The sequence below is a fragment of the Actinoplanes oblitus genome (genome assembly GCF_030252345.1).
Classification (GTDB): domain Bacteria; phylum Actinomycetota; class Actinomycetes; order Mycobacteriales; family Micromonosporaceae; genus Actinoplanes; species Actinoplanes oblitus.
The window spans coordinates 8,361,926-8,388,893 of record NZ_CP126980.1 but is presented as its reverse complement, the minus strand read 5'-3'; the positions used below and the strand labels follow the sequence as shown (position 1 = coordinate 8,388,893).

Genomic DNA, 26,968 nt, shown 5'->3' with positions numbered 1-26,968 from the left:
ACGCTGGAGGCGGTGGTCCACCAGGGACCACCGCCTCCGTTGTGGAGCGTCGCTCAGCTGGCCTGCTCGGCCAGGGCCAGGAACTGCTTCTTCGAGGCGAGCGCCTGCTCGGCCTCCTTGATCCGGCGGTTGTCGCCGGCGGCCTTGGCCCGCTCGAGCCGCTGCTCGGCCTCGGCGACCTGGTCGCGCATCTGGCGCAGCAGCGGGTTGTCCTGCGGGCTGGTCTTGCGCCACGCCGAGTCCATGGCGACCCGGATCCGCTCCTCGGCGGCCCGCCAGCGGCGGTCCAGGCCGGCGGCAGCCTCGCGCGGGACCCGGCCGGCGTCGTGCCAGGCGGCCTGGGCGTCCCGGAGCTTGTTCTGCGCGCCGCGGGCGTCCGCGTCGACGTCGATGGCCTCCAGCTCGGCCAGGATCGCCTGCTTGCGCTCCAGGTTGCCCTGGTATTCCGCGTCGCGGGCGGAGAAGACCGCGCTGCGCCGGGTGAAGAACGCGTCCTGAGCGGCCCGGAAGCGTTCCCAGAGGCGCTGCTCGGCCTCCTTGGCGGCGCGCGGCGCCGCCTTCCACTCGGTCATCAGCTCCTTGAGCCGGTTGGCGGTGCTGGACCACTCCTCCGAGGAGGAGAGCGCCTCGGCCTCCTTGACCAGCTCCTCCTTCGCCGTCTGGGCCTGCTTGCGCTGCCCGTCCAGGGTGGCGAAGTGCGCACCCCGGCGGCGGGTGAAGCCGTCGCGGGCGGCGGCGAACCGCTTCCACAGCTCACCGTCGGTCTTCTTGTCGACGCCGCGGATGGTCTTCCACTCGTCGAGGATCTCCTTGAGCCGGTCACCCGCCGATTTCCAGCCGGTGGCCTCGGCGGCGATCGTCTCCGCCTCCTCGACCAGCGCCGTCTTGCGCGCGAGGGCCTCGGTCCGGGCGACCTCGCGGGCCGCGCGGGCCTCACCGGCCTTCTCCTCGGCCAGGGCGGCCAGTTTCTCGAGCCGGGCGGCGAGACCGTCGATGTCGCCCACCACGTGCGCCTCGTCCAGCTGCGTGCGCAGCCGCTTGACGCTGGTGAGCGAGTGCGACGCGTCGGCCGCGCCCGACTTGAGGCGAGCCTCGACGAGGTCGACCTCGGTCACCAGGTCCTCGAATCGCCGGGCGAAGTGGGCCAGGCCCTCCTCCGGGGTCCCGGCCTGCCACGAGCCGACCACCCGGTCGCCCTCGGCGGTCTTCACGTACACGGTGCCGTCGGCATCCACGCGCCCGAAGGCCGTCCAGTCGTTCATGAGCTCATCCTCGTTCTCCCGGCGCCGAAGGACCAGCCCGGTCCCCGGCCACCGCCACAGCGCAGTGGAATGCCACCCTTCTCAGGGGCATTCTTTCTCGCGCATTGTCACAGGTCCAACCCGGTTAGGGGAAAGCTCCCGCCGACGACCGTGACACAACCTTGTCCTACGGTTGCTTTGTGCCGTCGAGTCCCAGTCCCCGCGTGGTCACCGTTGTCGGGCCGACGGCGGCGGGCAAGTCCGCGTTGAGCATCGCACTCGCCCACGCCTTGGGGGGTGAAGTGGTCAATGCCGACTCGATGCAGTTGTACCGCGGGATGGACATCGGGACCGCCAAGCTGAGCGTGCCGGAGCGCGAGGGCGTGCCGCACCATCTGCTCGACATCTGGGACGTCTCGGTCACCGCCGCCGTCGCCGAATATCAGGCGCTGGCCCGCGCGGCGATCGACGACATCCTGGCCCGGGGGCGGGTGCCGCTGCTGGTCGGCGGCTCCGGGCTCTACGTGCGGGCGGTGCTGGAGGAGTTCGAGTTCCCCGGCACCGATCCGGCGATCCGGGCCCGCCTGGAGGCCGAGCTGGCCGAGACCGGCCCGGCGCCGCTCTTCGCCCGGCTGAGCGAGCGTGACCCGGTCGCCGCCGGCAAGATCCTGCCGTCCAACGGCCGGCGGATCGTCCGGGCCCTGGAGGTGATCGAGCTGACCGGCCGGCCGTTCACCGCCGCCCTGCCGGATCCGCGACCGCATTACCCGTCGGTGCAGATCGGCGTGGATCGGGACGTCGCCGAGCTGGACGAGCGGATCGCGCTGCGGGTCGACCTGATGTGGGCGGCCGGGCTGCTCGACGAGGTGCGCGCGCTGGACGCGGCCGGGATCCGGGACGGCCGGACGGCTTCCCGGGCGCTCGGCTACCAGCAGGCCATCGCCCAGCTGGACGGCACGATGACCGAGTCGGAGGCGAAGGAGGAGACGGTGCGTGGCACCCGCCGGTTCGTCCGGCGGCAGCGCTCCTGGTTCCGCCGCGACCCGGCGGTCACCTGGCTGGACGGCGCCGCCCCGACGCTGGTAGCCGACGCGCTGGCGGTTGCGGGATGATGGCGGCGTGTTTTTCACCAAGGGTCACGGCACTGCTAACGACTTCGTCATCCTCCCCGACTTCGACGGCGAGCTGGAGCTGACGCCGGCGCTGGTCGCCGCCCTCTGCGACCGGCGGCGCGGGATCGGCGGTGACGGCGTGCTGCGGGTGGTGCGCGCGGCGAAACACCCCGCGGCGGCCGGGCACGCCACCGAGGCCGAGTGGTTCATGGACTACTGGAACAGCGACGGCTCCATCGCCGAGATGTGCGGCAACGGCGTCCGCGTCTTCGCCCGCTACCTGGTCGAGCGGGGCCTGGCCACGGCCGACCCGGCGGGCCTGCCGGTGGCGACCCGGGCCGGCGTCATGGTCGCCGTGGTCGGGACCGACACGATTTCGGTACGCATGAGCACGCCCCGGGTCTACGCGGCGAGCACCGCGACCGTGGGTGCCCTGACCGTCCCCGGCATCGCCGTCGACTGCGGGAACCCGCACCTGGTTTGCGGCCTGCACGACGGGGTCGAGCTGGGCGGCCTGGACCTGACCGTCGCCCCGATGGTCGACGGGTCGCTGTTCGCCGCCGGGGTGAACGTGGAGTTCGTCGAGGCCGCCGAGGCGGTGGCCGGGGCGGACCGGCACGTGCGGATGCGGGTGCACGAGCGGGGCTCCGGCGAGACCATGTCCTGCGGCACCGGCGCGCTCGCGGTCGGCGCGGTCGCGCTGCGCGAGGCGGGCCTGGAGCGCGGCTCGGTCGCTGTCGACGTGCTGGGCGGCCGGCTCGTGATCACCTGCGACGAGCGGGGCGCCTGGTGGCTGGCCGGTCCCGCCGTGCTGGTCGCCTCGGGCGAGGTGGATCCGGCGGTGTGCGCCGCGTCCCCGGCAGCTCCGGGCACCGCACTGGGCACCGCGCCGGGCGCAGCAGTGGGCACCGCGCCGGGCACTGCTGGCGCGGGCCGGGCGGTGGCCGGCTGATGCTGCACCGCGTCGCCCACCGTGGATACTCCGCGGTGGCTCCGGAGAACACCCTGCCCGCCCTGGCCGCCGCGGCGCGGGCCGGTGCCACCTTCGTCGAGTTCGATGTGCGGTGCACCGCCGACGGCGTCCCGGTGGTGATCCACGACCGGACCGTGGACCGCACCACCTCCGGCTCCGGCCGGGTCTGGGACCTGCGCGCCGACGAGATCGCCACGCTGGACGCCGGCTCCTGGTTCGGGCCCGGGCACGCCGGCCTGCGGGTGCCCACCCTCGCCGAGGCGCTGGCGCTGCTCCAGCCGACCAGTGCCGAGATCCTCCTGGAGATCAAGCCCCCGGCCACGCTCGACGAGGTGAAAGCGGTGATCGCCGCCCTCGCCGAGTACGACCTGCTGGACCGGACCGTCGTGCAGAGCTTCGAGGCCGACGTGGTCCGCAAGGCCCGCCAGCTCGCCCCCGAGGTCCGTCGCGGCCTGCTCCTGTTCCGCTTCGACGCCGAAACCGTCGAGCTCTGCCGCGAGCTCGGCGTCACCTACTGCAACCCGTCGGTCGCCGACGTCCTCACCGGACCGGACACGATGGCAGCCCTCACCGAGGTGGGTGTCGGCGTCATGCCCTGGACCGCCAACGATCTGACCCGGTGGCGCCCGTTGGTCGACGCCGGTGTGGCCGGCCTGATCACCGATTACGTCGGCGAGCTGGCCGGTTGGGCCTTTGATCTCGCGATGTAGACGGTGACCAGCCACGGGCAGTGAAGGGCACGGAGATCGTTCTGGACGCGCCAGCGGCCAGATCTCCGTGCCCGGCCCGCGCGGGAGCATGCGATCCGCACCCGCGCGGACCCGCGTCGATGACGGTTGTGATCGTTGTCGGCCCTAGAAGATCCCCTCCGGCGCCTGGTCGAGTTCGGACGCGGGCGTGGCGGACGGGTTCGCCGGAGCCGGGACGCCGCGGACCACCGCGCGGATCGCGGCAGCGACAGCGGGGGTCACCCGGGGATCGAACACGCTGGGGATGATCACCGTGGGGTTGAGCTTGTCCTCGCCCACCACGTCGGCGATCGCGCGGGCGGCCGCCAGAGCCATCTCCTCGGTGAACTCCTCGGCGCTGACGTCCAGCATGCCGCGGAAGACGCCGGGGAAGGCCAGCACGTTGTTGATCTGGTTGGGCTGGTCGGAGCGGCCGGTGGCGACGACCGCGGCGTGCTTGCGGGCCTCCCGCGGGTCCACCTCCGGATCCGGGTTGGCCATCGCGAAGACGATCGACTTGTCCGCCATCTTGGCGATGTCGTCGCCGGTCAGCAGGTTGGGCGCGGAGACGCCGATGAAGACGTCGGCGCCGACGATCGCGCCGGGCAGGTCGCCCGAGTAGTTCGCCTTGTTGGTGTGGTCGGCGAGCCACTGCATCGACTCGTTGAGGCCGGGCATGCCGCGGTGCAGGGCGCCGTTCCGGTCGTAGGCGATGATGTCGCCGACGCCCTGCCGCATCAGCAGCTTCATGATCGCGGTGCCGGCCGCACCCGCGCCGGAGACCACCACCGTGACGTCCTCCATGCGCTTGCCGACCACGCGCAGCGCGTTGGTGAGCGCGGCCAGCACGCAGATCGCGGTGCCGTGCTGGTCGTCGTGGAAGACCGGGATGTCCAGCTGCTCGCGCAGCCGCGCCTCGATCTCGAAGCACCGCGGCGCGGCGATGTCCTCCAGGTTGATGCCGCCGTAGGCCGGGGCGATCGCCTTGACGATCTTGACGATCTCGTCGGTGTCCTGGGTGTCCAGCACCACGGGCCAGGCGTCCACCCCGCCGAACCGCTTGAAGAGCGCGGCCTTGCCCTCCATCACCGGCATCGCCGCGGCCGGGCCGATGTTGCCCAGGCCGAGCACCGCGGAGCCGTCGCTGACCACGGCCACCGTGTTGCGCTTGATGGTCAGCCGGCGGGCGTCGGCCGGGTTCTCCGCGATCGCCATGCAGACGCGCGCCACGCCCGGGGTGTACGCCCGGGAAAGCTCGTCCCGGTTACGCAGCGCGACCTTCGAGTTGACCTCGATCTTGCCGCCCAGGTGCAGCAGGAAGGTCCGGTCGGAGACCTTCCGGACGTCCACCCCGTCCTGCTCCTCGAGCTGCTTGACGACCTGGTCGGCGTGTGCGGAGTCGGCGGTGTCGCAGGTCAGGTCGACGAGCACCCGGGTGGGGTCGGAGTCCACCACGTCCAGTGCCGTCACGATGGCCCCGGCCTCGCCCACGCAGGTGGTGAGCCGGCCGATGGACGAGGCGTCCGCGGTAACGGCGATGCGGATCGTGATCGAGAATCCTGCGCTCGGCAGGCGGGTGGTCACCACGGTGGTCCCTCCGACGTTGGTGGGTGAGTTGAGGGTCTGCCCTCGCCTCGCTTCCACGTGACCCGCCGGGCAGACCCTCGAATTGTCGCTCGACCGGAATGTTCGATACCTGTGCGGTGGTTACTGGTGAGTCGGACCCGGTTATGTGGATGCGCTCGCAACCGTGACGTGCCACGATCGGGTCGAGGAGGTCACTTTTGCGAAACACGTACCAGACACCCGTCCTTGACGAGCCGGACCTGACGACCGGCGACCTCGAGCTGGAGGAGCGGCACTCGCTCAGGCGGGTGGCCGGACTCTCCACCGAGCTGACCGACATCACCGAGGTCGAGTACCGCCAGTTGCGACTCGAACGAGTCGTCCTGGTCGGCGTCTGGACCGAGGGCAGCGTGGAGGACGCGGACAACTCGCTGACCGAGCTCGCCCAACTCGCCGAGACCGCCGGCTCCCAGGTCCTCGAGGGCCTGATCCAGCGGCGTCGCCAGCCCGACGCGGCCACGTTCATCGGCCGGGGCAAGGTCGACGAGCTGCGGGACGCGGTCGTCGCCAGTGGCGCCGACACCGTCATCTGCGACGGCGAACTCTCCCCGTCCCAGCTGCGCAACCTGGAGCAGCAGATCAAGGTCAAGGTGGTCGACCGGACCGCCCTGATCCTGGACATCTTCGCCCAGCACGCGAAGAGCAAAGAGGGCAAGGCCCAGGTCGAGCTGGCCCAGCTGCAATACCTGCTGCCGCGACTGCGCGGCTGGGGTGAGTCGCTCTCCCGGCAGGGCGGTGGCGCCGGTGGCGGCGGTTCCGGTGGCGGCGGCGTGGGCACGCGCGGTCCCGGTGAGACCAAGCTGGAGACCGACCGCCGGCGGATCAACCACCGCATCGCCAAGCTGCGGCGCGAGATCAAGGCCATGCGGACGGCCCGGGACACCAAGCGGTCCCGCCGGCAGGCCAGCGGCACGCCGGCGGTGGCCATCGCCGGTTACACCAACGCCGGGAAGTCCAGCCTGCTGAACCGTCTGACCGAGGCCGGCGTCCTGGTGGAGAACGCGCTGTTCGCCACCCTGGATCCGACCACCCGGCGCACCTCGGCGGAGGACGGCCGGGTCTACACGCTCTCCGACACCGTCGGGTTCGTCAGGCACCTGCCGCACCAGATCGTCGAGGCGTTCCGCTCGACGCTGGAGGAGGTGGCCGACGCCGACCTGCTGGTGCACGTCGTCGACGGCTCGCACCCGGACCCGGAGGGTCAGGTCAGCGCGGTCCGCGAGGTGCTCGGCGAGGTCGAGGCCGACCGGGTCCCCGAGCTGCTGGTGATCAACAAGATGGACGCGGCCGACGAGGAGACCGTGCTGCGGCTCAAGCGGACCTGGCCGGACGCGGTGTTCGTCTCGGCGCGCACCGGTTCGGGCGTCCAGGAGCTGAAAGCGGCCATCGCGGCGCGGCTGCCCCGCCCGGCGGTGGAGTTGCGCATCCTGCTGCCGTACGACCGGGCCGACCTCGTCGCCCGGGTGCACCGGACCGGGAAGGTGCTCCAGTCCCGGCACCTCGACGACGGCACCGAGTTCCACGTTCTCGTCGACGAGCGGCTGGCGGCCGACCTGGAACAGTTCCGTTGCTGAGAGTTACCTGTGTCGAGCCGTGAAAACAGACACCTGGTGACCTTTGACCAGGGTTGATCCACGCGTTACACCGATGGGGGACGCCGCATGCGACACTGTGCGGATGCGGCGTCTCGTGTTCTCGATCGTGCTGGGTCTGGGCCTGGTGGCGATCGGTGGCACCGGCGCGTCCGCCGCTGACCCGACCCCGACGGCGACGGTCAGTGCCAAGGCGACGCCCGGTAAGAAGGTTTGCAAGGTCAAGGACCCCCTGCTCGACGAGGTCTCCGGCCTGGTGGCGACGAAGAGCGGAGGCTTCATCGCCATCGACGACAGCTCGACCAGCGACGACCACAAGAGGGTCTTCTTCCTGGACTCGTCGTGCAACATCAAGGGGACGCCGCGTTCGTACCCGAGCAATCCCCTCGACACCGAAGACATGATCGTCTCGCCGAAGGACGGCTCCGTCTGGATCGCCGACACCGGCGACAACGCCATCCTCAAGGGTGAGGAGCCGCGCCCGCACGTCGCGCTGTGGAGCATGCCGGCCAGCGGGAAGAAGGCGCCGGTGATCTATCGGCTCAGCTACCCGGAGGGCGACAGGCACGACGCCGAGGCGCTGCTGATGGCCCCCGACGGCACGCCGTACCTCGTCACCAAGGAGGTGTCCGGCGCGGCGTTCATCTACAAGCCGTCCGGCCCGCTGAAGGCGAACAACAAGACGCCGGTGCCGATGACCCGGGTCGGTGAGGTGTCGATCCAGGCCACCGAGACCGCCAGCAACGCGTTCGCCAAGACGTTCAACCGGGTGGTCACCGGCGGCGCCGTCTCCGCCGACGGGTCGAAGGTGGTGCTGCGCACCTACACCGACGCGATGGAGTGGGACGTCAAGAACGGTGACGTCGTCGGCGCCCTGAAGGGCAAGCCGCGCACCACCGGCCTGCCGAACGAGCAGTACGGCGAGGCGATCGCGTACAGCGCGGACGGCAAGAGCTTCCTCACCGTCTCCGACATGAACGGGGACAAGGAGACGGCCAACTACATCCGGTCGTACGAGCCGGCCACCACCGTCGCGGTGGTCTCCAAGAAACAGTCCGGCGGCGCCGCTGCGAAATCGTGGTACTCGGACCTCGAGGTGAGCGACATCACCAACGCCGTCGCCGGGGTCGGCATCCTCGGTCTGCTCCTGGTCGGGGTCGGCGTGTTCGGCATCGTCCGGTTCCGCAAGCAGCACCCGCGCGGGGCGAGCGTCGACGACGCGCCGAGCGGCGGGATCGCCGCCGGTGACCCGGCGACCGAGCTGATCGGCGTGGGCAGCGGGGGCCTCCCGCAGCGGTCCGGCTCCGATTACAACGGTGGCGGCGGCAACGGCCCGGTGTACGGCGCCAAGTCCGGCCCACCGGCCGCCACCCCGCAGTACGCGCGCCCCGCCGCCCCGCCGCCGCAGGGTCAGCGCGGTCCCCAGCAGCGTCCGCCGGCCGGTGGGTCGCAGCAGCGCCCGCCGCAGCAGCCGCAGCGCGGGCAGCAGCCCGGCCGGGGCGGCGCGCAGCAGCCGCCGCGTGGTCCGCAGCAGCCCGGCCGCGGTGCCGGTGCCGGCGGCGGTGTGTACGGCGGCCAGCCGGGTGGTGGCCAGCCCCGCCCGCCGCAGGGTGGCCAGCAGCGTCCGCAGGGTGGTGGGCAGCAGCGTCCGCAGGGCGGCGGCCAGCCGCGTCCGCAGGGGCAGGGCCAGCCGCGACCGCAGGGCGGCGGCCAGCCGCGGCCACAGGGACAGGGCCAGCCCCGGCCGCAGGGACAGGGTCAGCAACGGCCGCAGGGACAGGGCCGACCGCAGGGGCAGGGTCAGCGGCCCCAGGGGCAGGGCCAGCAGCGCCCGCCGCGGCCGCCGCAGGCCGGTGGGCAGCCGCGGCCGTCCGGCCCCGGGGTCTACGGCGGCGGTGGCCGCCCGCCGCAGGGACGGGACGAGGGCGGCTTCGACCGCCGCTGAGCACGTCGGAGGGCCGGCACCCGGTGGGTGCCGGCCCTCGGCTTTTCCACGAATCGAGCGGTCGCCCTTCGCTTCCCGCGAGCCGGCTCTTCGCTTCGCCGCTCTCAGCCGGCCCGGAGCGGCGCTTGCGCCGGCCGGGACGGCTCAGGGCGTACCCCGGAAAGGGTCCGCGGAATCTCAGCGGTCAGACGCGGCGCAGGACGGCGACCACGCGGCCCATGATGGTGGCGTCGTCGCCCGGGATCGGGTCGAAGGCCGGGTTGGCCGGCATCAGCCAGACGTGGCCGTCGCGCTGACGGTAGCTCTTGACCGTGGCCTCGCCGTCGATCATGGCGGCCACGATGTCGCCGGCCTCGGCGGTCGGCTGCTGGCGGACCACCACCCAGTCGCCGTTGCAGATCGCCGCGTCGATCATCGAGTCGCCCTTGACCTCCAGCATGAAGACCTCGCCCTCGCCGACCAGCTCGCGCGGCAGCGGGAAGAAGTCCTCCACCGCCTGCTCGGCGAGGATCGGGCCACCGGCCGCGATCCGGCCGACCAGCGGCACGTAGGCCGGCTGCGGGCGGGCGGCCCGCAGCGCCTCGTCGTCGACCAGCTCACCGGGGGAGCGGACGTCGACGGCACGCGGCCGGTTGGGGTCGCGGCGCAGGTAGCCCTTGGTCTCCAGGGCCTTCAGCTGGTAGGCCACGCTGGACGGGGAGACCAGGCCGACGGCCTCGCCGATCTCCCGGACGCTGGGCGGGTAACCGTATTTCTCGCCCCACTCCCTGATGAACTCGAGGATCCGCCGCTGCCGGGCGGTCAGGTCGGTGGCGATCGGCTCGGCCAGGCTGCCGACCGCGGTGACCGAACGCAGCTGCGGGGCGTCGGCGGAGCGGGCCCGGCTGGGGGTGCGCCGCCGCATGGCGGCCGCGGCGCCGCCGGCCTCGGACGATCTGCTCGGCTGCCGCTGGATCGGTTGCTGCTGGCTCGTGCGGTCGTCGGTCGACACGTCCGCCCTCCCTGTCGGCCAGTGCCTGTCGGCACGTGGTGCGTCGCGGAGCCGGACGCGCCGTGGGGATGGCGTTTGTCCGGCTGACCCCTCTTGACAGCAAACCGTAATGGGCGGGTGCGACATATTCAAACATCTGTACGAGGTTTCACCGGCGTGTCGCTCGTCGGGACTGGATTTTCGTACTCCCGTTCTGATAGACCGTCGTACGGGCGTTCTATCGAACGGGTGTCCGAGGGAGGGGTCCTGTCATGGTGGTCACCGGTGGCGCGCGACACGTGGCCCCGCCGCTGCGGCTGACCCGGCGCGGCCGGGTGGTGGTTCTGGCCCTCTTCTTCGCCATGGCCGTGCTGGCGAGCGTTGTCTTGTTCGTGACCGCCTCGCGGGGTTGACGCGCCCTCCTGCCGGTGCGTCCCGAGGTTTCCCGACGCGGCCTGTGATCATGCGATCACCCCTGCGTGTTGAGGTGCAAAATACGGCGCGTCGGCACGTCGTCAAACTTGCGTCGGCGTCCGACGCGGCATAGCGTCTTCCCCAACATCTAGTGGTTACAGAGATGTAAGCCATCCACAGGTTGGGTTTCTCCTCCCCGGTTTTCCGCAGGTTCGTTCACAGTCGCGCCGATGTTTCTCCATACGGCGGGGCTGTGCTTCGGCGTGTCCGGGTGAGGGGCGAAGGGAGAGATCGCGGTGCGTTGCCCGTACTGCCGGCACGCTGATTCGCGTGTCGTGGACTCGCGCGAGGCCGACGACGGTCAGCTGATCCGTCGGCGCCGCTCGTGCCCGGAGTGCGGCAAGCGGTTCACCACGGTCGAGGAGGCGGTGCTCGCGGTGGTCAAGCGCAGCGGCGTCACCGAGCCCTTCAGTCGCACCAAGATCATGAGTGGGGTCCGCAAGGCCTGCCAGGGCCGGCCCGTCGACGAGGACTCGATCGCGTTGCTCGCGCAGCGGGTCGAGGAGACCGTCCGGGCGCGGGGCGCTGCCGAGATTCCGAGCCACGAGGTGGGCCTGGCGATTCTCACGCCGTTGCGTGAACTCGACCAGGTCGCCTATCTGCGGTTCGCCAGCGTCTACAAGTCCTTCGACTCGCTCGACGAGTTCGAGAAGGAGATCGCCTCGCTCCGGGAGGCGCCGCCCGTCCGGGACGCCGGGACGCGACACGCCGTCGCGCCGCGGTCCGGCTCGGCCCGCGTTCCCAAGATCAACGGCTGAGAACCAGCCACACTTTCCGCGGTATCTACGAGGGGGAGCACGTTCATATGGCCGGAGACGGCATCACTGCGGGTCGCCAGCGCAGCCGGGCAAACGCGACCGGCGCGGCGACCGGGGGGCTGCGGGTGGAGCGGGTGTGGACGACGGCGGGCGTCCACCCGTACGACGAGGTCGAGTGGGAGCGCCGCGACGTCGTCATGACGAACTGGCGGGACGGCTCGATCAACTTCGAGCAGCGCGGCGTGGAGTTCCCGGCGTTCTGGAGCGTGAACGCCGCGAACATCGTGACGACCAAGTACTTCCGGGGCGCGGTCGGCACGCCCGAGCGGGAGACGTCGCTGCGGCAGCTGATCGACCGGGTCGTCCAGACCTACCGCAAGGCGGGCGAGGAGCACGGTTACTTCGCCTCCGTGGACGACGCCGAGGTGTTCGACCACGAGCTCACCTGGATGCTGCTGCACCAGGTGTTCAGCTTCAACTCGCCGGTCTGGTTCAACGTCGGGACCAAGTCGCCGCAGCAGGTCAGCGCGTGCTTCATCCTCTCCGTCGACGACTCCATGGACTCCATCCTGGAGTGGTACAAGGAGGAGGGCCTGATCTTCAAGGGCGGCTCCGGCTCGGGCGTCAACCTCTCCCGCATCCGCTCGTCCAAGGAGCTGCTGTCGTCCGGGGGGACGGCGAGCGGCCCGGTCAGCTTCATGCGCGGCGCGGACGCCAGCGCGGGCACCATCAAGTCCGGTGGCGCCACCCGGCGCGCGGCCAAGATGGTCATCCTCGACGTGGACCACCCGGACATCGAGGAGTTCGTCTCCACCAAGGCGCGCGAAGAGGACAAGATCCGCGCGCTGCGGGACGCCGGCTTCGACATGGACCTGGGCGGCGCCGACATCGTCTCGGTGCAGTACCAGAACGCCAACAACTCGGTGCGGGTCAGCGACGAGTTCATGACGGCGTACGAGAACGGCACCGAGTTCGGTCTCCGCGGCCGGCTCAACGGCGAGGTCATCGAGACCATCGACGCCAGGAAGCTGTTCCGCGACATCGCCAAGGCCGCCTGGGAGTGCGCCGACCCCGGCCTGCAGTACGACGACACCATCAACGACTGGCACACCAACCCCGAGACCGGCCGGATCACCGCGTCCAACCCGTGCTCGGAGTACATGTCGCTGGACGACTCGTCCTGCAACCTGGCCTCGCTGAACCTGATGAAGTTCCTCAAGGCCGACGGTGGCTTCGAGGTGGAGAAGTTCGTCAAGAGCGTCGAGTTCATCATCACCGCGATGGACATCTCGATCTGCTTCGCGGACTTCCCGACCGAGAAGATCGGGATCACCACCCGGGCGTACCGGCAGCTCGGCATCGGGTACGCGAACATCGGCGCGCTGCTGATGGCCTCCGGCCTGCCGTACGACTCCGAGGGCGGCCGCAGCGTCGCCGCGGCGATCACCTCGCTGATGACCGGGACGGCGTACCGCCGCTCGGCCGAGCTGGCCGGCGTCGTCGGCGCGTACGACGGGTACGCCCGCAACGCCGAGGCGCACCAGCGGGTCATGCGCAAGCACGCCGCCGCCAACGACGAGATCCGCCCGCAGGGCGTGGTCGCCACCGAGATCGTCCGGGAGGCCACCAAGCAGTGGAAGACCGGCAACAAGATCGGTGAGAGGAACGGCTGGCGCAACGCCCAGGCGTCGGTGCTCGCCCCGACCGGCACCATCGGCCTGATGATGGACTGCGACACCACCGGCATCGAGCCCGACCTGGCCCTGGTCAAGTTCAAGAAGCTGGTCGGCGGCGGCTCCATGCAGATCGTCAACCAGACGGTGCCGCGCGCCCTGCGCAGCCTCGGGTACCCCGAGGAGCAGGTCGAGGCGATCGTCGAGCACATCTCCGAGCACGGCAACGTGGTCGACGCCCCCGGCCTCAAGCCGGAGCACTACGCGGTCTTCGACTGCGCCATGGGCGAGCGGTCGATCGCCCCGCTCGGCCACGTCCGGATGATGGCCGCGGTGCAGCCGTTCATCTCCGGCGCGATCTCGAAGACGGTCAACATGCCGGAGACGGCGACCGTCGAGGAGATCGAGGAGATCCACTACCAGGGCTGGAAGCTCGGCCTGAAGGCGCTCGCGATCTACCGCGACAACTGCAAGGTCGGCCAGCCGCTGTCGGCGGGCAAGACCGCCAAGGCCGCGGCGCCGGCCGCTGCCGAGGTCGAGGAGAAGGCGGTCGAGAAGGTGGTGGAGAAGGTGGTCGAGTACCGCCCGATCCGCAAGCGGCTGCCGAAGAAGCGCCCCTCCGAGACGGTCTCCTTCTCGGTCGGCGGTGCCGAGGGCTACCTCACCGCGTCGTCCTACCCGGACGACGGCCTCGGCGAGGTCTTCCTGAAGATGTCGAAGCAGGGCTCCACCCTGGCCGGCGTGATGGACGCCTTCTCGGTGGCCATCTCGATAGGCCTTCAGTACGGCGTCCCGCTGGAGACGTACGTCAGCAAGTTCACCAACATGCGCTTCGAGCCGGCCGGCATGACCGACGACCCGGACGTGCGCATGGCGTCCTCGGTGATGGACTACATCTTCCGTCGCCTGGCGCTGGACTTCTTGCCCTACGACACCCGTGCCGAGCTGGGCATCTTCACCGCGAAGGAGCGCACCGCGCAGGCACAGGCGGAGGCGGCGGCCGAGGCCGCGGCAGCCGACCTCGCGGTGACCGACATGGCGGAGTCGGCCCCGGCCGTCACGCCGGCGGCGTCGGCGGTCACCGTCGCCGAGGTCAAGGCCGCGACCACCGCGGAGAAGCCGGCGGGCTCGTCCACCGAGCTCCTCGAGCTGGTCACCGGGCACGCCGCTGACGCGCCGCTCTGCTTCACCTGCGGCACCAAGATGCGCCGCGCCGGTAGCTGCTACGTCTGCGAGGGCTGCGGCTCCACGTCGGGCTGCAGCTGAGGTTCGCCGAGACGGGCCGGGCGCGCTGTGCGCTCGGCCCGTCTCGCTTTTCCGGTACGCCGGGAGCAGGCACCCCCGGGCGACCGGTGAGCGTGCTCACGGCGTACCGGAAAGCGGTGATCGCGGGCCGCGGCCCTCAGCCGCCGGCGCGTAGCCAGACGCCGAACTCGACGGCGGTGCGGACGCCGTGCTCCAGGACCGCGGTGTAGACGGCGAAGCTGCCCGGGTACTCCGGGCGCTCGTGCCAGATCGTCTTGATCGCGAGGATGGCCTGGCGCTCCTCGCCGGTGAGCCGGGTGACCAGCTCGCGGTGCCACTCGCTGACGTCCGCGTGGTCGTCGTGCAGCCAGATGGACAGGTCGGCCTGCCACTCGCCGACGGTCAGCAGCACGTGGAAGCGTTCGTCGCGTTTCTCGCCGGTGGGTGAGCGGTCGCCGCGCTCGTCCGCGCAGGAGAAGCCGGTCAGGCCGGGGATCTCGACCGCCTTGCCGAGCAGGGCGAGCACGTCGGCGGGACCGAAGTCCGGGCCGCCGAGCAGCATCACGTCGAGCTCGCGCCGCACCATCAGCCCGGACACGAAGCTCCCGGTCGGGGTGAGCGATCCCAGCGGCTCCAGCAGCGCCAGCACGGAACGTGCCTCCACCTGCAGTTCCTCGGGGCGGCCCATGTGCCTTCCTTCCGTGTCCATCGACGCTCTCCCGGTGTTCATTGTGGGACGTGCTCCGAACCGGCTCGTGGCCGGGCCCGCGTGAAGGGGTCGGTGGCCGTCGTCGCCGCCTCGTGGCAGCACCCGTGCCCGTCTCGGTCGCCGTCGGTGCCGGTCTCGGTCGCTGCCCGTGCCGTTCCTAGCCGCCGTCGGTGCCGGTCTCGGTCGCCGCCCGTGCGGTTCCTAGCCGCCGTCGGTGCCGGCCTCCGCCGCCGTCGGTGCCGGCCCGTGGCAGGGCCGCCCGGGCAGCCTCGATGACCACCAGGGCTTTAACGTGTAAGTTGAGGCGGTGAGCAGCATCGACGTCCGGCCCGCCCGGCTGAACACGGCCAAGATCGCTGTCGGCGTCACCTTCGGGATGAACGGGCTGGCTCTCGCCGGGTGGCTGGCCCGGGCGCCCGCCGTGCGGGACGGGCTGGACCTCTCGGTCGCCGGTTTCGGGTTGCTGCTGCTCTGCATGTCGGGCACCTCGGTCGCCTCGATCCCGCTCGCCGGCCCGCTGGTGCAGCGCGTCGGCCCGGCCCGGGCGGTGCTGGCGGCCAGCATGTCGATGGCTTTCGGGCTGGCCGTGCTGGGCACCGCCACGCTGATCGGCTCGGTCGTGCTGGCCGGCTCGGCGCTGCTGTTCTGCGGGTTCGGCACCAGCACCTGGGACGTCGCGATGAACGTCGAGGCGGCCGACGTGGAGCGCCGGCTGGGACGGACCGTCATGCCCCGCTTTCATGCCGGCTTCAGCCTCGGCACGGTTGCCGGCGCGGGCGTCGGGGCGGTCACCGCGGCGGCCGGCGTACCGGTCTGGGCGCAGCTCTACTTCACCACCGCTGTCGTCGTCGCGGTCCAGACCGCTGTGGTCCGCCGCTTCCTGCCGCACGCCGACCCGGAGCCGGGCGCGAAACCGGCGATGACCGCCGGTCAGGCCTGGCGCGAACCCCGCACCCTCCTGATCGGCCTGATCCTGCTCGGTTTCGGCTTCACCGAGGGCTCCGCCAACGACTGGCTGGCGATCAGCCTGGTGGACGGCTACCACGCCGGCGACACCGTCGGTGCTGTCGGTTTCGGCGTCTTCGTCACGGCGATGACCCTGGGCCGGATGTACGGCGGCCCCGCCACCGACCGCTGGGGCCGGGTCCCGGTGCTGCGCCTCACCGCCGTCTCCGCCACGGCCGGCCTGCTCCTGGTCGTCTTCGGTGGCACGGTGCCGCTCGCCCTGGCCGGCGCCCTGCTCTGGGGTGTCGGTGCCTCCCTGGGCTTCCCGATCGGCATGAGCGCCGCCGCCGACGATCCGGTCCGAGCCGCCATCCGCGTCTCGGTGGCCGGCTCCATCGGTTACGCCGCTTTCCTGGCCGGCCCTCCGCTGATCGGCGTCCTGTCCCAGCACCTGGGCATCCGCAACGGCCTGCTCTGCGTTTTCGGCGCCCTCGTCATCGGCCTGGCCGCCTCCCACGCCGCCAAACCACTCCTACCGGCCGGCGCCACCCCGCCCACGCCGCCGCCCCATTCCTGACTCCCGGGGTCGCCGCCTCCCGCGCCGCTGAATCGCGTCCGGTTTCCGGCGCCGTGCTCGGGGTCGCCGCCTTCCGCATCGCTGAGCCGCGTCCGGTTTGCGGTGTCGTGCTCGGGGTCGCCAACTCCCGCACCGCCGGACCACTCCGGACGCCCGGCGCCGCCCGGGCCGCCGCTTCCCGCACCGCCGCCCCGGTCCCGGGTCCCCCAGCGCCGCGCCCGAAGTTCCGGTCCTCCTCCGACGGAGCGGCCGGCGGGTCCGTTCTGGATCAGGCCCGTGGAGGTCGCAGGTCACTCCCCGGATGCGCCACGGTCATTGCTGGCCAGAGCTTGCCTGCCCTGGTGTCTGGCTGTGGCGTTGGTGGCTTGTGGTCGGTCGGAACGGGTTGGTGGCGGCGCTGAAAGTTCGTAGCGGGGGCGGGTCGTGGTTGGCGGGCCGGGTCGGTGGTCAGCGGTGTTCGGCGAGGAAGTCGGTGATCAGGGAGGCGAGGAGCGTGGGGTGTTCGATCACCATGGCGTGGGAAGCGTCGGCCAACTGCAGGTGACGCAGGTGCGGGGCGGCCTGGGCCTGGGTCAGCAGGTAGCGGCGGTGCGCGGCGTACAGGTCGGCGAACGGCTCCTGCTCCGGCAAGTCGCGGGTGGCCAGCACCAGCAACTCGGGGCAGGTGGTGCCGGCGTAGACGGGTGCCAGGTCCAGCTCGTTCATCAGGGTGCGCAGTTGCGTGGTGGTCTCGAAGGACGGGCGGAAGGTGGTCCTGCCGTCCCGGCCGTGCACCAGGTTGCGGCGGAAGCCCTCGATCCACACCTTCTCGTTGGCACCCATGTCGCGGGCGGCCATCCGCTGTCGCTCCACCAGGTCGGCCAGCTCGGCGGCCTCGACGGTCTGGCCGGCGGCGGCCTGCATCATGTCGAAGACCGAGGTCAACCGCTCCAGCTCGGCGGCCGCCTTGGCCGGGTCCAGCCCGGGAAGCTGGTCGGAGCGGGTCGGTGGCGGGTTGCCGTCCAGGCTGACCACCCCGGGGGACTCCGGATGGCGGGCACCCCAGAGCGCGGCCAGCATGCCGCCCAGCGAGTGGCCGACCACCGCGGGCCGCTCCAACTCCAGCTCCACGCAGACGGCGGCCAGATCACCCAGGGCGGCGTCCCACGTCCACGGCCCGTCCGCGGACCTGCCGTGCCCGCGCAGGTCGAGCGTGACGACCCGGTGGTGCGGGCGCAGCGCCCGGGCCAGCGTGGTCATCTGTGCGAGGTTGCCGCCCGCCCCGTGCAACAGCAGCAGCGGCGGCGCGTCACCGCCGAAGTCCCGGACGGCGATCTGCACGCTCCCCGCGTCGACCAGAGTGTCGTTGATCATTGCTGCTCCTCGTCGTTGCCGGTCTGCGACTCATGACCGAAATTGCCCACAGCCCGAATGTCCTCCGCCGGCCACGCGAAGTCCGCTCCCCCGGAGGTCTGGCCGTCAGGGAAAGGCTGACCGTGGGGAGAGGGCTGCTCGTGGGGGGAGGCCTGGCCGTCAGGGGAAGGCTGGCCGTGAGGGAGGGGCCGGCCGTCAGGAGAAGGCTGGCCGTGAAGGAAGGGCTGACCGTGGGGAGAGGGCCGGCCGTCGGGGAAGGGCTGCTCCTCGGGAAAAGGCCGGTCCAGGACCGAAGACTCCTCCGGAATCGCGCCCAGCGGTCCGGTGGCGAGCAACCGCTCACGCACCGCGCTCACCGGCACCCCGCCCTCCGGGTGCCGGGGCAGCTTCCCCCGGCGGACCAGGTCGTGCACCCCCTGCCGGGTGATGCCGAGCATCGCGCCGGCCATCGCATAGGACACCGAAGCGGCGAACGGATGCCCCACCCGCCGCGCCACCGCCTGCCCGAGCGGGGTGCGCCACCACTCCACCGGCGGCGCGAACGCGTGATCGTCCGGATAGAGCGTCGCCATCAACCGGGCGAGGGTGTGCACCGCCTCCGAACTCGAACCGTGCTCGATGGCGAAGGCCCAGTCGAGCGCCCGCCGCCGCAGCCGCCCGCGCACCACCGCCACGCTGTCGTCCCCGTCGAGCAGGATCTCCAGCGGATCGGTCAGCCGCACGTCGAGCAGCCTGATCAGCTGCTCCGCCAGCGCGTCGGACCCCGTCATGACGCCATCCTCCGCCCCTTGACAGCGCCTGTCAAGCACCGACTTGACGCCATCCGTCAAGCCCTCCACGTGGCTACTCCCCGTATACAACAGCCCCACCACTTCCGCTCCCGTCCACGGCGCAATAGGGTGTGGCCCGACCCCGGGGAGGATCACTCGTGCGTACGGTTCCCGCCGTGCTCGGCGTCGTCGCGTTGCTCGCCGCGTCCGGCTGCAAGGAGCGCGACGAGGCCCCCGTCACGCTGCCCCCGGTCAAGGTCGCCGAGGTGCCGGCCGCCTCGGCGGGCGGCGCCTGCATCCTGTGGGACTGGAAGTTCATCCAGGAGAAGATCGGCGTCAGGTTCACCGTGGCCGCCTCGGACCAGGTCGACGACACCTCCACCTGCGTGGTGCAGACGGAGAGCGCTCCGTGGCCCGACCTCTCACTCTCCGTGGTCGAGCAGACCAAGGCGGACAGCAAGATCTTCCTGGCCGAGCGGATGCCAAAGAAGGCGGTCAAGCTCAAGGGCCTGGGCCGGGCGGCCTACCGGCTGAACGCCGCGGCGACCGGCGGGCACGGTCCCTCGGTGGAGATCGGCTGGCTGAGTGAGGCGGCCCAGCTGCAGACGCTGAAGTTCACCTTCGCCAAGGGGGCGCCGACCGCCTCGGTGACCAGGATGAACGCCGGCCTGCTGGAGCTCGCCAAGGCGATGGACACCACGGACAGCTGAGGGCCCCGCCGGCTGGGCCGGGGCCGGGACCCGAAGTCGAGCTCAGCGCGCGGCGACGAACACCCGCGACGCGACCTCCCGCGGCAGCCGGATCTTGTCGCCCGACTTGTCGATGGTCACCCCGTCGCGCTCCTGCGCGACAGTCACCGTGGTCCCCGGGTCGATGCCGGCCGCGTGCAGCTGACGCAGCACATCCGCATTCGTCTGGACGCTCTCGCAGATCCGGCGGACCACGACGCTGCCGGTCAGGCCGGGGAACGCCAGGTTGCGCTCACCCAGGGCGGCCTGCTCGGTGACGTCGTCCTCGGGCAGGCCGAGGTGCTCCAGGCCGGGGATCGGATTCCCGTACGGCGAGCGCGTCGGCTTGTTCAGCAGCTCGTAGACCCGGCGCTCGACCGAGTCGCTCATCACGTGCTCCCACCGGCAGGCCTCCTCGTGGGCTTCCTCCCACGGCATGCCGATGACGTTGACCAGCAGCAGCTCCGCCAGCCGGTGCTTGCGCATGACGGAGACGGCGGTGGTCCGCCCCTCCTCGGTCAGCACGAGGTGCCGGTCCCCCTCGACGGTGAGCAGACCGTCCCGCTCCATGCGGGCGACCGTCTGGCTGACCGTGGGGCCACTCTGGTGCAGGCGCTCGGCGATGCGGGCCCGGAGCGGAGGCACGCCTTCTTCTTCGAGTTCGAGAATGGTCCGGAGATACATCTCGGTGGTGTCGACAAGGTCGTTCACGATGCGGTCCTCCCAGCTGCGATGTTACCGCGCGGCGGGGGGTTGACATCCGCCCCGAGCAAGTGCCAAGAGACCCTACCGGAGTAGAGACCGACGGGTCTTCTGGCCGGTACCCCGGCGGGGCGAACGTGGGAGCATGTTCCGCATGGCGGACGAGACGACGGCGGTGGTCTGGGACAAGGCTCTGCTCGACTACGACATGGGTGATCACCCGCTCAACCCGGTGCGCGTCGAGCTGACCATGGCGCTCGCCCGTGAGCTGGGCGTTCTCGACCGCCCGGGTGTGCAGTTGATCACGCCGCGGCCGGCCGGCGCGGACGAGCTAACCCGGGTGCACCGGGCGGACTACCTCGAGGCCGTGCGCCAGGCGCCGATCGATCCGTTCTTCCTGGGCTGGGGGCTGAACACGCCGGACAACCCGGTCTTCGACGGCATGCACGACTCCTCGGCGCGGATCTGCGGGGCGAGCATCGCGGCCGCCGAGGCGGTCTGGCACGGCGTCGCCCGCCGGGCGGTGAACGTGGCCGGCGGCCTGCACCACGCGATGCCGGCCCGGGCGGCCGGCTTCTGTGTCTACAACGACCCGGCGGTGGCGATCGCCTGGCTGCTCGACCACGGCGCGCAGCGGGTGGCCTACATCGATGTCGACGTGCACCACGGCGACGGCGTGCAGGCGATGTTCTACGACGATCCGCGGGTGCTCACGGTCAGCCTGCACGAGACGCCGCTGGCGCTCTTCCCGGGTACCGGGTTCTGCGACGAGACCGGCGGCCCGGGCGCCGAGGGCACCGCGGTGAACGTGCCGCTGCCCCCGGGGACCGGCGACGCCGCCTGGCTGCGGGCCTATCACGCGGTGGTCCCGTCGGTGGTCCGGGCGTTCGCTCCGGAGATCATCGTGAGCCAGTGCGGTGCCGACGCGCACCGGCTCGACCCGCTCGCCGATCTCAAGCTCTCCGTCGACGGCCAGCGCGCCGCCTACCTGGCGATGCGGGCGCTCGCCGACGAGCTCTGCGAGGGCCGCTGGGTGGCCCTGGGCGGTGGTGGGTACGCGCTGGTCGAGGTGGTTCCCCGGGCGTGGACGCACCTGCTCGCGGTGGCCACCGGCCGGCCCCTGGACCCGGGCACCCCGACCCCGCGGGGCTGGCGCCGGCTGGCCGCCGAGCGCCGCCCCGGCACCACGATCCCGGAGACGATGACCGACGGCGCCGAGCCGGCGGTCGAGCGCTGGTCGCCGGGCACCGAGAGCGACCCGGTCGACCGGGCGATCCTGGCCGCCCGGCTCGCGGTCTTCCCGCTGCACGGCCTCGACCCCCACGACCCCCGCGACTGACATGGGACGCAGCGCAGACGTCCTGCTCGCCGACGGCACCGCGGTGCACCTGCGGCAGATCCGGCCGGAGGACGCCCCGGCCATCGTGGAGTTCCACTCCCGGATGAGTGACCGCACCCGCTACCTGCGGTACTTCTCGCCCTACCCGCGGATCCCGGAGCGTGACCTGCACCGGTTCGTCAACGTCGACCACCGCGACCGGGAGGCCTTCGTCACCGTCGCCGCCGACGGCCGGATCACCTCGGTCGGGCGTTACGAGCGGCTCGGCCTGGACTCGCCCGAGGCCGAGGTCGCCTTCGTGGTGGAGGACGCGCAGCAGGGCCGCGGGATCGGCTCGGTGCTGCTGGAGCACCTGGCCGAGGCGGCCCGCGAGCACGGCATCTCGCGCTTCGTCGCCGAGGTGCTCCCGGAGAACGGCGGGATGCTGCGGGTCTTCGGCGACTCCGGCTACCAGGTGCAGCGCCGCTACGCGGACGGCGTGGTGCACCTGAGCTTCCCGATCGCGCCCACCGAGAAGTCACGGGAGGTGCAGGAGTCCCGGGAGCACCTGACCGAGGCCCGGTCGATCGCCCGGCTGCTCGCCCCGCGCGGCATCGCCATCTACGGGGCGAGCGCCAGCGGCCACGGGATCGGCGCCGCCATGCTCGGCAACCTGCGCGACGGCGGCTACCCGGGCGCGGTGGTACCGGTGCATCCGTCCGCCGATCGGGTCGCCGGGCTCACGGCGTACCGGAAAGCGTCTGATGCCGGAACCCCCATCGACCTGGCCGTGATCGCGGTCCCGGCGGAGAAGGTCGCGGCGGCCCTGGCCGACGCGGCGGCCGCGGGCGCCGGCGGCGTGGTGATCGGCTCGGCCGGGTTCGCCGAGGCCGGCGCGGCTGGCGCGGACCGGCAGCGGGCCCTGATCGAGACCGCGCACGCGGCCGGCCTGCGGGTGATCGGCCCGAGCAGTTTCGGCATCGCCAACACCGACCCGGCGGTCCGGCTGAACGCGACGATGGCGCCGCGGCTGCCGGCCGCCGGACGGGTCGGCTTCTTCGCGCAGAGCGGCGCGCTGGGGGTGGCGCTGCTGGCCGAGGCGGACCGGCGCGGCTTGGGCCTGTCGAGCTTCGTCTCGGCCGGCAACCGGGCCGACGTCTCCGGCAACGACCTGCTGCAGTACTGGCAGGACGACCCCGGCACCGACGTGGTGCTGCTCTATCTGGAGACGTTCGGCAACCCGCGCAAGTTCGCCCGGCTGGCCCGCCGGATGAGCCGGGTCAAACCGGTGGTCGCGGTGGCCTCGGCGACCCGTCCGCCGGGCTTGGCCGGCGACCTGCCCGGTCCGGACGCGCACGCGGTGACCGCGCTGTTCGCCCGCTCCGGGGTGATCCGGGTGGACACCGTGCAGGAGCTCTTCGACGTCGGCATCCTGCTGGCCCACCAGCCGCTGCCGGCCGGCCGGCGAGTCGCCGTGGTCGGCAACTCGTCGGCGCTGGCCGCGCTCGCCGAGGTGGCCTGCCGGGCGGCCGGACTGGTGGTCGCCGAGGGATATCCGCACGACCTGAGCCCGATGGCCACCGCCCACGACCTGGCCGACGCGCTCGCCGACGCCGCTGTCGACGACCGGGTGGACGCGCTGGTGGTGGTCTTCGCCCCGGTGGTGCCCGGCCAGCAGCTCTCCGAGGAGGACGCGGACTTCGCCGCGGCGCTGGCCAGCGTCGCGCTCGCCGGGGAGAAACCGACGGTGGCGACACTGGTCTTCGGCCGGGTGCCGCCGCGCGTCCCGGTCTACTCCTCGGTCGAGGAGGCGGTCCGCGCGCTGGCCCGGGTGGTCAACTACGCGGAGTGGCTGCGCCGCCCGCCGGGCACCATGCCCGCGCTGTCCGGAGTGGACCCGGCCGCGGCGGAGGCCGCCGAGACGACGGGTGGCCTGCTGGACGCGTACCGGATCCCGGTGGTGCCGTCGACGCTGGCCCGCTCGGTGGACGAGGCGGTCGCCGCCGCGGCGACGCTGGGTTACCCGGTCGCGCTCAAGGCGGCCGGCGGCGGCTTGCGCCACCGGATCGATCTCGGCGCGGTGCGGTTGGCGCTGGGCGACGAGGATTCCTTGCGTACGGCCTACCGCGAGCTGGACACCACCTTCGGCCCGGACGTGCTCGTGCAGACCATGGTTCCGCCGGGCGTGGCGTGTGTGGTCGAGGTGGTGGAGGATCCGGCCTTCGGCCCGGTGGTCGGCTTCGGTCTCGGCGGCGTGGCCAGTGAGCTGCTCGGCGACCTGGCCTGGCGGGCCGCCCCGCTGACCGACCGGGCCGCCGAGGCGCTGGTCGACGAGCCGCGGGCGGCCCCGCTGCTGCACGGTTACCGCGGCTCCACCCCGGTCGACCGGGACGCGCTGATCGACCTGCTGCTGCGGGTCGGCCGGCTCGCCGACGAGCATCCGCGGGTGCGCTCGCTGCTGCTCAACCCGGTGCTGGTCCGGCCGGACGGCTTCTCGGTGCTGCACGCCGCCATCGAGTTCGGCGATCCGGGCGTGCGACCGGACACCGGCCCGCGACGCCTGAGATGAGCCGACGGCCCCGGCTCGAGGAGCCGGGGCCGTCGGTGACGATCGTGGATCAGACCGCGTAGGCCTCGAGGCGGGAGGCCCGCTCCGGGTCGCGCAGCTTCAGCATCGTCACCTTCTCGATCTGGCGGATGCGCTCGCGGCTGAGGCCGAACTCGCGGCCCACCTCGTCGAGGGTGCGCTGGCGGCCGTCGTCCAGGCCGAAGCGCAGCCGGATCACCGCGGACTCGCGCTCGGAGAGCGTGGCCAGCACGATCTCCACCTCGCTGCGCAGCTCGCCCTGCGAGACACCCTCGCCGGGCTGGTTCGGGTCGACGGCGGCGACGAAGTCACCGAGGGCGCTCTCGCCGTCCTCACCGACCGCCTGGTCCAGGCTGACCGGCTCGCGGTCGTACGAGATCAGCTCGATGACCTGGAACTCCGGCACGCTCATCGCCTCGGCGATCTCGGCGATGCTGGGCTCCCGGCCGAGTTGGGTGGCCAGGTCGCGGCGGGCCCGGACCATGCGGTTGACCTGCTCGACCATGTGCACCGGGATGCGGATGGTGCGGGCCTGGTCGGCCATGGCGCGGGTGATGGCCTGGCGGATCCACCAGGTGGCGTACGTGGAGAACTTGTAGCCCTTGGTGTAGTCGAATTTCTCGACCGCGCGGATCAGACCCAGGTTGCCCTCCTGGATCAGGTCCAGGAACGCCATGCCCCGGCCGGTGTACCGCTTCGCGATGCTGACCACGAGCCGCAGGTTCGCCTCGAGCAGGTGGTTCTTGGCGGCCTTGCCCTCGGCGACGACGACCCGCAGCAGCGGAGCCAGGTCCGCGTCGGCCGCCGGAAGCTTCTCCTCGGCGTAGAGGCCGGCCTCGATCCGCTTCGAGAGAGTGACCTCCTCGACGGCGGTGAGCAGGCGGGTCCGGCCGATGCCGTTGAGGTAGGCCCGGACCAGGTCGGCGGAGACGCCCCGCTCGTCCGTCGCGTCGAGATCGGCCAGCGGCTCGACCTCGTCGGTCATGATGTCCTCAGCCATCGTCGCCTTCGTCTCCAGGACCACTTGGATCCCCTCCCCGTTATCCGTGCCTACCAGCCGCTTCCGTGCCGGTGACGAGAAGCTTCGTCGCCCGCGCGTTAAGCGGAGGTGAGGCCAGCGTCCAGGTGGCATGAATCAGGGAGAACCCTGACGTCGGCAAGCCGACAAGCTCGGGTGAAACGGACGATCAGCCTTGCCACGCGGAGATAATGTGCGGGACCGAAGAAGGAGTGAACGTGGTCTTCAAGAAGATGCTGCAGGCGCTCGGCGTGGGCGGGCCGTCCGTCGACACCGTGCTGACCAACCCGAACTGCCGTCCCGGCGGATTCCTGGAGGGCCAGGTGCACATCGTCGGCGGCGACCACGCGGTCGACGTCGAATATGTCGCCGTCGGCCTGATGACCCGGGTCGAGGTGGAGAGCGGCGACAACGAGTACCAGACCAACCAGGAGTTCCACCGCCAGCGGCTGACCGGTTCGTTCCGGCTGGAGGCCGGCGCCCGGCACGACGTGCCGTTCCGCTTCGAGGTGCCGTGGCAGACGCCGATCACCGAGGTGTACGGCCAGCACCTGCATGGCATGACGATGGGTCTGGCCACCGAGCTGGAGGTGGCCCGCGCGGTCGACAAGTCCGACCTGGACGCGGTCCAGGTGCACCCGCTGCCGGCCCAGGAGCGGATCCTGGAGGCGCTGCTGCGGCTCGGCTTCCGGTTCCACAAGGCCGACGTGGAGCGCGGCCGGGTGTACGGCGTCGAGCAGGAGCTGCCGTTCTACCAGGAGATCGAGTTCTACCCGCCGGCCCGGTACGCGCACGGCATCAACCAGCTGGAGCTGACCTTCCTGCCCACGCCGCGCAAGCTGCAGGTGGTGCTGGAGCTGGACAAGCGCGGCGGGCTGTTCACCGAGGGGCACGACGCGTTCGGCAGTTTCGACGTGGACTACGCGACGGTGGACCAGGTGGACTGGACCGCGCAGCTGGACAACTGGCTGCAGCAGTCCGCCCGCCGCCGGGGGATCTTCTAGAGCTCCAGCAGGACCGTGCGCGGTCCCACGTTCACACTCTCCACCAGCATGTGCGCCCGGAAGCGGCCGGTCTCCACCGTCGCTCCCCGGGCGCGCAGCGCTTGCACGTACGCGGTGATCAGCGGCTCGGCCACCTCGGCGGGCGCCGCCGCGTTCCAGGTCGGACGGCGGCCCTTGCGCGCGTCGCCGTACAGGGTGAACTGGCTGACCACCAGCAGCGGCGCGGCGACGTCCGAAGCGGACCGGTCGTCGTCCAGCACGCGCAGCTCATAAGTCTTGCGGGCGAGCTCGGCAGCCTTCGCCGGGGTGTCGTCGTGGGTGACGCCGACCAGCACCAGCAGCCCGTCACCGATCTCGCCGACCACCTCGTCGCCGACCGTGACACTCGCCCGGCTCACCGTCTGCACCAGAGCCCGCATGCCGCCCCCGCCGTCCCGGTCGCCGCGGGGCCCGCGGCGATCCGGGTACGGACGGTATCGGACCGCTCAGCCGGCCGCGTCGCTGGTGTACTCGTCGGCCGGGGTGCGCATCGCGCCGGTGGTGGCGTCGCCGGTGGTGGTGTTCGCCACCCCCGGGCCGGTCCGCGGCCGATCCGGGAAGCTGGCCGGTCCGGCGGTGCCACCGGTCGTGGTCATCACGCCCTCGGTCGCCGGGCCGCCGTTGCGCAGTTCCTCCGGATCGGTACCGGCGTCGATGGTGCTGGACAGCTCGGGCTCTAGGTCGCTCATCGTCCACCTCCGTGTCGGGTCGTCCCGGAATGCCCACCGGACGCGGCGTCAAACGCCGGCCCAATTGCATCGAAAGGCGTTAATACGCGCCGATGGCGGGCCTTTCGATGCCAGGATTTTGCAGGTCGGAGGCGGTATCGAGCCCGGCACCCGGCCGGGTGCGCGCCCCGGCGACCGAGGTGGACCTGGAGC

General features: G+C 71.8%; 22 protein-coding genes and 1 pseudogene. 13 read left to right on the top strand and 10 right to left on the bottom strand.

Annotated elements, in window-relative coordinates; all coding sequences use genetic code 11:
• Positions 1–53: 53 nt before the first annotated feature.
• Positions 54–1,262, bottom strand: a complete 1,209-nt coding sequence (locus tag Actob_RS37225; RefSeq protein ID WP_284916654.1) for a DUF349 domain-containing protein — start codon at positions 1,260–1,262, stop codon at positions 54–56.
• 203 nt (positions 1,263–1,465) lie between these two features.
• On the opposite strand from Actob_RS37225, the gene miaA reads away from it, so the two are divergent.
• From miaA to Actob_RS37210, 3 genes are read left to right on the top strand one after another with little or no spacing between them, the layout of a single operon-like run.
• Positions 1,466–2,353 carry a tRNA (adenosine(37)-N6)-dimethylallyltransferase MiaA gene (miaA, locus tag Actob_RS37220; RefSeq protein ID WP_284916653.1) on the top strand — a complete coding sequence of 296 codons (888 nt, stop codon included), beginning with the start codon at positions 1,466–1,468 and terminating at the stop codon, positions 2,351–2,353.
• 7 nt (positions 2,354–2,360) lie between these two features.
• Positions 2,361–3,305: a diaminopimelate epimerase gene (gene dapF / locus Actob_RS37215; RefSeq protein WP_284916652.1), complete on the top strand. Its 945-nt coding sequence runs from the start codon at positions 2,361–2,363 to the stop codon at positions 3,303–3,305.
• Complete coding sequence (locus tag Actob_RS37210; RefSeq protein ID WP_284916651.1) at positions 3,305–4,036, top strand: glycerophosphodiester phosphodiesterase; 732 nt, start codon at positions 3,305–3,307, stop codon at positions 4,034–4,036. The genes dapF and Actob_RS37210 overlap by 1 nt, the downstream gene beginning before the upstream one ends.
• Positions 4,037–4,180: 144 nt before the next feature.
• On the opposite strand, the gene Actob_RS37205 is transcribed toward Actob_RS37210, so the two are convergent.
• A complete protein-coding gene (locus tag Actob_RS37205) occupies positions 4,181–5,641 on the bottom strand; it encodes an NAD-dependent malic enzyme (protein WP_284916650.1) in 1,461 nt (486 codons plus the stop codon).
• 197 nt (positions 5,642–5,838) lie between these two features.
• On the opposite strand from Actob_RS37205, the gene hflX reads away from it, so the two are divergent.
• Both hflX and Actob_RS37195 read left to right on the top strand, forming a co-directional pair.
• Positions 5,839–7,254: a GTPase HflX gene (hflX, locus tag Actob_RS37200; RefSeq protein WP_284916648.1), complete on the top strand. Its 1,416-nt coding sequence runs from the start codon at positions 5,839–5,841 to the stop codon at positions 7,252–7,254.
• Positions 7,255–7,357: 103 nt separating this feature from the next.
• Positions 7,358–9,217: a hypothetical protein gene (locus tag Actob_RS37195; RefSeq protein WP_284916647.1), complete on the top strand. Its 1,860-nt coding sequence runs from the start codon at positions 7,358–7,360 to the stop codon at positions 9,215–9,217.
• Positions 9,218–9,401: 184 nt separating this feature from the next.
• Here the strand turns inward: Actob_RS37195 and lexA are convergent, their stop codons facing one another.
• Positions 9,402–10,208, bottom strand: a complete 807-nt coding sequence (gene lexA, locus Actob_RS37190; protein WP_407653483.1) for a transcriptional repressor LexA — start codon at positions 10,206–10,208, stop codon at positions 9,402–9,404.
• A gap of 251 nt (positions 10,209–10,459) precedes the next feature.
• Between lexA and Actob_RS37185 the strand changes: the two genes are divergently transcribed.
• The 3 genes from Actob_RS37185 to Actob_RS37175 all read left to right on the top strand — a co-directional run bounded on the left by Actob_RS37185 (position 10,460) and on the right by Actob_RS37175 (position 14,358).
• Entirely contained in the window at positions 10,460–10,600 is a 141-nt protein-coding gene (locus Actob_RS37185) for a hypothetical protein (protein ID WP_284916645.1), read from the top strand.
• Positions 10,601–10,897: 297 nt separating this feature from the next.
• Positions 10,898–11,419: a transcriptional regulator NrdR gene (nrdR, locus tag Actob_RS37180; RefSeq protein ID WP_284916644.1), complete on the top strand. Its 522-nt coding sequence runs from the start codon at positions 10,898–10,900 to the stop codon at positions 11,417–11,419.
• Between the two features lie 47 nt (positions 11,420–11,466).
• Complete coding sequence (locus tag Actob_RS37175; RefSeq protein ID WP_284916643.1) at positions 11,467–14,358, top strand: vitamin B12-dependent ribonucleotide reductase; 2,892 nt, start codon at positions 11,467–11,469, stop codon at positions 14,356–14,358.
• Between the two features lie 136 nt (positions 14,359–14,494).
• Here the strand turns inward: Actob_RS37175 and Actob_RS37170 are convergent, their stop codons facing one another.
• On the bottom strand, positions 14,495–15,025 hold the full coding sequence (locus Actob_RS37170) for a hypothetical protein (RefSeq protein WP_284916642.1): 531 nt from the start codon (positions 15,023–15,025) through the stop codon (positions 14,495–14,497).
• Positions 15,026–15,353: 328 nt separating this feature from the next.
• Between Actob_RS37170 and Actob_RS37165 the strand changes: the two genes are divergently transcribed.
• Positions 15,354–16,568, top strand: coding sequence for an MFS transporter (locus tag Actob_RS37165; RefSeq protein WP_284916641.1), 1,215 nt, complete (start codon positions 15,354–15,356; stop codon positions 16,566–16,568).
• A gap of 447 nt (positions 16,569–17,015) precedes the next feature.
• Here the strand turns inward: Actob_RS37165 and Actob_RS37160 are convergent, their stop codons facing one another.
• Both Actob_RS37160 and Actob_RS37155 read right to left on the bottom strand, forming a co-directional pair.
• Entirely contained in the window at positions 17,016–17,921 is a 906-nt protein-coding gene (locus tag Actob_RS37160) for an alpha/beta fold hydrolase (RefSeq protein WP_284916640.1), read from the bottom strand.
• A complete protein-coding gene (locus Actob_RS37155; protein ID WP_284916639.1) occupies positions 17,918–18,760 on the bottom strand; it encodes a hypothetical protein in 843 nt (280 codons plus the stop codon). The genes Actob_RS37160 and Actob_RS37155 overlap by 4 nt, the downstream gene beginning before the upstream one ends.
• Before the next feature lie 89 nt (positions 18,761–18,849).
• Between Actob_RS37155 and Actob_RS37150 the strand changes: the two genes are divergently transcribed.
• Entirely contained in the window at positions 18,850–19,401 is a 552-nt protein-coding gene (locus Actob_RS37150; protein ID WP_284916638.1) for a hypothetical protein, read from the top strand.
• Positions 19,402–19,443: 42 nt separating this feature from the next.
• Here Actob_RS37150 and Actob_RS37145 read toward each other — a convergent pair whose 3' ends face one another.
• Positions 19,444–20,103 carry a metal-dependent transcriptional regulator gene (locus tag Actob_RS37145; protein WP_284922461.1) on the bottom strand — a complete coding sequence of 220 codons (660 nt, stop codon included), beginning with the start codon at positions 20,101–20,103 and terminating at the stop codon, positions 19,444–19,446.
• 172 nt (positions 20,104–20,275) lie between these two features.
• Between Actob_RS37145 and Actob_RS37140 the strand changes: the two genes are divergently transcribed.
• The gene (locus Actob_RS37140; RefSeq protein ID WP_284916637.1) at positions 20,276–21,460 is read left to right on the top strand and encodes an acetoin utilization protein AcuC; all 1,185 of its coding nucleotides are present in this window, start codon (positions 20,276–20,278) and stop codon (positions 21,458–21,460) included.
• A gap of 1 nt (position 21,461) precedes the next feature.
• Positions 21,462–24,008, top strand: a complete 2,547-nt coding sequence (locus Actob_RS37135; RefSeq protein WP_284916636.1) for a bifunctional acetate--CoA ligase family protein/GNAT family N-acetyltransferase — start codon at positions 21,462–21,464, stop codon at positions 24,006–24,008.
• A 49-nt stretch (positions 24,009–24,057) separates the two neighbouring features.
• On the opposite strand, the gene sigB is transcribed toward Actob_RS37135, so the two are convergent.
• On the bottom strand, positions 24,058–25,026 hold the full coding sequence (gene sigB / locus Actob_RS37130) for an RNA polymerase sigma factor SigB (protein ID WP_284916635.1): 969 nt from the start codon (positions 25,024–25,026) through the stop codon (positions 24,058–24,060).
• Between the two features lie 236 nt (positions 25,027–25,262).
• Here sigB and Actob_RS37125 point away from each other — a divergent pair, with 236 nt between their 5' ends.
• A complete protein-coding gene (locus Actob_RS37125; protein ID WP_284916634.1) occupies positions 25,263–26,048 on the top strand; it encodes a sporulation protein in 786 nt (261 codons plus the stop codon).
• Here Actob_RS37125 and dtd read toward each other — a convergent pair.
• Positions 26,045–26,467 (bottom strand): D-aminoacyl-tRNA deacylase, encoded by a 423-nt coding sequence (gene dtd, locus Actob_RS37120; RefSeq protein WP_284916633.1) that lies wholly within the window; start codon positions 26,465–26,467, stop codon positions 26,045–26,047. The genes Actob_RS37125 and dtd overlap by 4 nt on opposite strands.
• A 66-nt stretch (positions 26,468–26,533) precedes the next feature.
• A pseudogene (locus Actob_RS37115) lies at positions 26,534–26,728 on the bottom strand (hypothetical protein); the annotation flags it as partial.
• Positions 26,729–26,968 lie beyond the last annotated feature (240 nt).